Raw genomic sequence first — 6,118 nt, 5'->3', positions numbered from 1 at the left:
CTATTTAGTTTGTAGTCAAAAAACAACGCCTTCGCACTGTTTTTTTATTTCATTTTATAGTTATCCATAAGCTAAAGTGGCACAAATGCAGCAGGTTACTGGATAAAATTAGTAAGATAGGATTAACTGGGTTTGAGGATTAACATCAAAATGAATTTGCAATATTAATGGTTAGATTGATTCTTGCCGACGATCATAAACTGGTTCGAGAGGGTGTGAAAGCACTGCTGCGCGATGAAGAAATAATAATAGCTGGGGAGGCTTCCTCAGGTAGTGAATTGCTTGAGCTTTTGCATGAAACAAATGCAGATGTCGTACTTCTAGATATAAGCATGCCAGAAATGGATGGTTTCCAGTGCATCAGGCAGATGCAGGAACTTCATGTAGATACGAAAGTACTTGTGCTCTCGATGCTCGAAAATGAGTATTATGTTCAACAGATGATGGGACTTGGCGCCTATGGCTATATCCTTAAAACTGCTGGAAAGGAGGAACTTAAACTGGCAATTCAATTGGTGGCTAAAGGTATTCCTTACATTAGCTCCTATATAACACTCAACTTGCTGCGAAAAGTAAACGAGAATGTAAGTATAACTACCCCAGTAGAGCAATTAGCTGCTAAGGATAATACGCTAAAAGATTTATCTAAGCGGGAGTTAGAGGTGCTGAACCTTATTTCTAATGGTTTTACAAATGCAGCTATTGCAGAACAACTCTTTACGAGTAAACGCACCATAGAAACTCATCGGCAGAACCTGTTGGAGAAAACGCAGACTAAAAATACGGCCGCGCTCATTAAATATGCCATTTTAAGAGGATTAATTAGCTAATACAAACTCCATGCTTTTGTGTTTTTAAGCGAGAGCTAGCACTAGTATTATGAAAAAACCGCTTATCAAGCGGTTTTTTCATAATACTAGTGCTACAAGTACCTGCCGAAGATAATTTACGTTATCAAAGCTAAAGCAAACATACTTTCTTAGAGTTTGTTCTATCATATAAGCTGCTATGAAAAACAGAACTGTTGAGCGAGTGCTATACGCTGAGCTTGTGGATATGGGCAGTATGCCTGTTCGTCAGCCTTTTCCCACACAGCAGGTAGCCCAAATAGATCCTTTTCTCTTATTGCACCATCACATAACTCCTTTGCCGGAGGGCGTTATACCTCATAAAACCGGAGTTGACCCACACCCACACCGGGGCTTTTCTCCGGTCACTTTTGTGTACCAGGGCGGAGTGCATCATCGTGATTCCCGCGGGAATAACAGTGTTGTGTATGCCGGAGGCACCCAGTGGATGAACGCTGGACGCGGGATTATACATAGTGAAAGACCGCCACAGGACATTATGGCACAGGGCGGAGTGCAGGAAATTGTACAGCTTTGGATAAATACTCCTGCTGCCCATAAAATGGATCAACCTGCCTACATGGCTGTGCATGCTGCTGATACTCCTGAATACCATGTAGAAGGTGTGCAGGTAAAAGTGGTGGCTGGGGAATATCAAGGTATAAAGGGCGCTGTGAAAACATACTCCTCTTTACTGGTGCTTCGGGTAGAGCTGGAGGCAAACGCGCAGCACAGGTTTCTGCTTCCGCAAGAGTACAATGCTTTTTTATACTTGCTGCATGGTGGAATTCAGGTAACTGGATTTGGCTTGGTAGAAGGATTACACCAGGTGATTTTTAACAACGACGGAGATGGTGTGACAGTTACCGCAAATGAGAAGACGCAACTACTGCTGCTGGCGGGAACACCGTTAAAAGAACCTTTAGCAATGAATGGACCCTTTGTTATGAATACAGAAACAGAGCTTATGCAGGCCATGCGCGATTACCGTATGGGCAAAATGGGCATATTGATAGAGGATTAGCTAATCCCGCATGAAAAGCCAGCTTAGGGCAGCTTCTTCGGACGTGAATTGCTCAATGGCTGTACCTATAGTGTATTCTTTTTGGGCTTTTGTTATCTGCTGCTCAAAAGATATGTATATGAATACATCTGACTGCACCACGCGTGCAATTCTACGTAGCCGGCTGCTTAGTAGCAAGGGGATTAATGTTCGGTTAAGCCACTGCTGATCTTCAAATGTTACATGTGTCAGCTTTCTTGAATCTACCAGCCAAAGGCTTATTTTTTTGTGTATAATTAGGTCTTTGATGAAACATAATCCATGTCTGTATTCTTCACTCGAAACGCTGCGTAACCAGTTTAAAGTTAACAAGCTTTCTTCTTCTCTAAGTTGTACAGAGAGGTATTCGGGTACGTTTGGTATCATCTGTATTTATTCAAACACAAAAATAAACATAAATAGTTTATCTAATATATTTGATAAGTTAATCTATACTTCTGCATGTTATAAAAAAGAGAACTTTTAAATTTAGGTGTAAAGATGAACATGCCGTTTGTGTAGATTATGTTAAGAAGCGAAGTAAAACTATGGCTACAGTTAAAATAAAAATAAAGAACATGGTGTGCGACCGCTGTAAACGTGTGGTGGCAGAGGAGTTGCAGCAGTTGGGCTACACGGTGGTGCAAGTAGAGCTGGGGGAGGCTGAGTTATCAACGGAAAAAGAAGTAATAGACCTGGAACAAGTGCGGGAGGTACTGAAAAATAATGGCTTTGAACTGCTGGATGACCGAAAAACGCAACTGATAGAGAAAGTGAAGCTAGCCATAATTGACCTGGTTCATACGGTAGGCGAGCAGGAGATTCAAGTAAATACCTCTGCTTATATTGCCGCTAAAATAGGCATGGAGTATAATTATCTCAGCACGCTATTTTCCTCATCAGAAGGCATCACTATTGAAAAATACGTGATTCTACAGCGAATAGAGCGAGCAAAGGAGCTATTGGTGTACGATGAGCTGAGCCTAAAAGAGATTGCTTACCAGCTGGGTTACAGTAGTGTGGCGCATCTGTCAAACCAGTTTAAGAAAGTGACAGGGCTTACACCAAGTTACTTCAAGCAGGTTAAAGATGAAAGGCGCAAAACGCTGGATAAGGTTCAGGATAAAAAATAAATCTACATTTTAAACAGCAGTGGCCGGTAGAATAAACTACCGGCCACTGCTGTTTTAGAGGGCTTATAGTTATATCACCGCTTAACTTAGTGTGCTGGGGCATACAAAGTTGGTGCGTGGTAGAGTAGTGCTTTTAAGTGCTGCGTAGCCTCCCATTACATCTACTAGTTTATCAAATCCACGTGCTTTTAGAATAGAGGCGGCAATCATGGAGCGGTAACCACCGGCACAATGTATATAAAGGGTTTGGTCTTTAGGTAGCTCAGCCAGATGCTCATTTAAAAAGTCCAGCGGCTTGCTTAAGGCGGGTGTCAGGTGTTCTGATGAAAACTCACCTGGCTTCCGCACATCGATAATATAAATCTGCTTGTCTTGTTCGTAAAGGCTTGCCAGTGTTTCAGCTGGAATCGACTGGATCTTGTCCGCTACTTTGCCAGCAGCCTGCCAAGCCACAAAACCACCCTTCAGGTAGCCAAAGGTATAGTCAAAGCCAACGCGGGCAAGGCGTGTTACTACCTCTTCTTCACGACCTTCTTCAGCGATAAATAAAATAGGCTGCTTTACGTCTGGAATAAGTGCTCCGACCCAGGGCGCAAATCCTCCGTCTATACCTATATTGATTGACCCAGGTACAAAACCTTTTGCAAATTCTTGTGGCTTACGGGTGTCAAGCACCAGAGCACCTGTTTCAGTGGCGGCTGCTTCAAAAGCATCCGGAGTTAGTGCCTGAAGCCCCTGCTGCATAACAGTATCAATATTTTCGTAGCCATCCCTGTTCATCTGAACGTTCATCGGGAAGTATCCGGGAGGTGGAAGCAAGCCATCAGTTACTTCTTTCACAAACTCCTCTTTTGTCATATCGGCACGCAGCGCGTAGTTGGTCTGCTTTTGATTGCCCAACGTGTCGCTGGTTTCTTTGCTCATGTTTTTGCCGCAGGCTGATCCGGCACCGTGTGCAGGATAGACTATCACCTCATCAGCTAAAGGCATAATTTTATTTCGAAGCGAATCATATAAATGCGCAGCTAACTGCTCTTGTGTCAGGTCAGACTTCGCAGCTAAATCAGGGCGGCCAACATCACCAATAAATAAGGTATCACCTGTAAATAACGCATAGTCTTTACCGTGCTCATCCTTTAGCAGGTAGGTAGTAGACTCCATGGTATGGCCAGGGGTATGGAGAACCTTTATGGTTACATCTCCAACTCTGAATTCCTCCCCATCCGCAGCGATATGTGCATCAAAGCTTGGAGAAGCGTTGGGGCCAAATATAATGGGTGCACCAGTAGACCTGGCAAGATCTAGATGCCCGGATACAAAATCAGCATGAAAGTGTGTTTCCAGCACATACTTTATCGTTGCACCATTTTGCTCTGCTTTAGTTAAGTATGGCTTAATTTCCCGGAGTGGATCTATGATAGCGGCCTCTCCCTTACTTTCAATATAATAAGCGCCCTGTGCAAGGCATCCGGTATAAATCTGTTCAACTTTCATGATCAAAATTACTTATTTATACTGCAAAGGTCTAGAAATAAACTTTTGAATACAGTAACTTATATCACTTTTGAAGATTAATCAAGAGTCTGAGGCAAATAAATATACCCGTATAAACAAGGCAACCCCACAACATGCCGCTTATATTGCGCAGTTATGGGGTTGCATAAGTAAGGGCAAATGTGCAGAAGGCTTAGGCCACAACAAAAGGTTCAGCTACGCGCTCCGGCTCCTCCTGATCCAGGCTTTCGTTGTGCTGGCTTAGATCAAGACCTATTGCTTCTTCCTCCTGCGTAACACGTAAAGGGGTAATCAGGTCAGTTAGTTTTAGCAATAGCCAGGAGCCACCAAAAGCAAAAACTGACACGCCAATTAAAGTGACCAGATGGATTAGGAACAACTTGTATTCACCGAAAATCAAGCCATTCCCAACTTCTATAGCGGGGTTAATGGCCTGGCTAGCAAAGACCCCTGTTAACAGCATACCCACCATGCCGCCGACTCCGTGACATGGAAAGACATCTAGTGTATCATCAAGTTTTGAGCGGGTAGTGCGCCACTCCATTACTAAGTTACTTACAACCGCCGCAATTACGCCGATAGCCAGTGAATGAGGTATTGTGACAAAACCGGCAGCTGGTGTGATGGCTACTAAACCAACTACGGCACCGATACATGTTCCCATGGCAGATGGTTTACGGCCTCGCAAGGCATCAAAAAATATCCAGCCTAAAGCTGCAGAGGCCGAAGCTGTGGTAGTGGTAGCTAGTGCCACAACTGCTAAAGGGTTAGCTCCCATGGCAGATCCGGCGTTAAATCCAAACCAGCCAAACCACAGCAATCCCGTTCCGAGCATGACGTACGGTATATGTGCCGGGGCATGGTTTGCATCGTATCGGCGCTTCAGGAAAATAGCGGAGGCCAGTGCTGCCCAACCTGCCGACATATGTACAACAGTGCCTCCTGCAAAATCAAGCACGCCCAGGTTAAAGAGTATCCCGTCTGGGTGCCAGGTAGCATGTGCAAGTGGTGCATAGATAAAAATAAAGAACAACACGGTAAACAGCGTGTAAGATATAAAGCGGATTCGCTCTGCAAAGGCGCCCGTTATAAGGGCAGGAGTGATGATGGCGAATTTTAGCTGGAACATAGCAAACAACAAGAGTGGAATAGTAGGGGCGGCAGGCCAAGGGGCGCCATCAATCACACCATCCATCATAAAATAGGTAAGCGGGTTACCAAATACCCCCCCAACCGATTCTCCGAATGCAAGGCTAAAACCAAATACAACCCAAAGTACTGTAACTATAGCCATACATATAAAGCTCTGGAGCATGGTAGAGAGTACATTTTTTTTGCGCACCATGCCTCCATAGAAAAAAGCTAACCCGGGCGTCATGAGCAATACCAAAGCTGTGGCAGATAACATCCAGGCGGTGTCAGCACCATTGTAGTCATAAGTTTGCACAGCCTGTGGCACAGATGGAAGTATGAACGTAGCAGCTACTACTAGCAAGAGCAGTAGCATAGGTATCCGAGAGAAAGCTTTGGTAAGTGGAGCCATAGATGGTTTGTTAAAATGATAAATACTTTCTGGTTCT

General features: G+C 44.1%; 5 protein-coding genes. 3 read left to right on the top strand and 2 right to left on the bottom strand.

The annotated features are described in order from the left end of the window. Positions 1 to 167: 167 nt before the first annotated feature. The 3 genes from ACFQ2O_RS19140 (at position 168) to ACFQ2O_RS19130 (ending at position 3,023) form a co-directional block, all read left to right on the top strand. Positions 168 to 830 carry a response regulator transcription factor gene (locus ACFQ2O_RS19140; protein ID WP_377531778.1) on the top strand — a complete coding sequence of 221 codons (663 nt, stop codon included), beginning with the start codon at positions 168 to 170 and terminating at the stop codon, positions 828 to 830. A gap of 178 nt (positions 831 to 1,008) precedes the next feature. Further along, the gene (locus ACFQ2O_RS19135) at positions 1,009 to 1,872 is read left to right on the top strand and encodes a pirin family protein (protein WP_377531775.1); all 864 of its coding nucleotides are present in this window, start codon (positions 1,009 to 1,011) and stop codon (positions 1,870 to 1,872) included. Positions 1,873 to 2,438: 566 nt separating this feature from the next. Then, on the top strand, positions 2,439 to 3,023 hold the full coding sequence (locus ACFQ2O_RS19130) for an AraC family transcriptional regulator (RefSeq protein ID WP_377531772.1): 585 nt from the start codon (positions 2,439 to 2,441) through the stop codon (positions 3,021 to 3,023). An 81-nt stretch (positions 3,024 to 3,104) separates the two neighbouring features. On the opposite strand, the gene ACFQ2O_RS19125 is transcribed toward ACFQ2O_RS19130, so the two are convergent. Both ACFQ2O_RS19125 and ACFQ2O_RS19120 read right to left on the bottom strand, forming a co-directional pair. Next, positions 3,105 to 4,517, bottom strand: a complete 1,413-nt coding sequence (locus ACFQ2O_RS19125) for an MBL fold metallo-hydrolase (RefSeq protein ID WP_377531768.1) — start codon at positions 4,515 to 4,517, stop codon at positions 3,105 to 3,107. 193 nt (positions 4,518 to 4,710) lie between these two features. Beyond that, the gene (locus ACFQ2O_RS19120; protein ID WP_377531781.1) at positions 4,711 to 6,081 is read right to left on the bottom strand and encodes an ammonium transporter; all 1,371 of its coding nucleotides are present in this window, start codon (positions 6,079 to 6,081) and stop codon (positions 4,711 to 4,713) included. Positions 6,082 to 6,118 lie beyond the last annotated feature (37 nt).

The sequence above is a fragment of the Pontibacter rugosus genome (assembly GCF_042678745.1).
GTDB classification, from domain to species: Bacteria; Bacteroidota; Bacteroidia; order Cytophagales; family Hymenobacteraceae; genus Pontibacter; species Pontibacter rugosus.
This window is presented reverse-complemented; position numbering and strand designations above follow the sequence as displayed.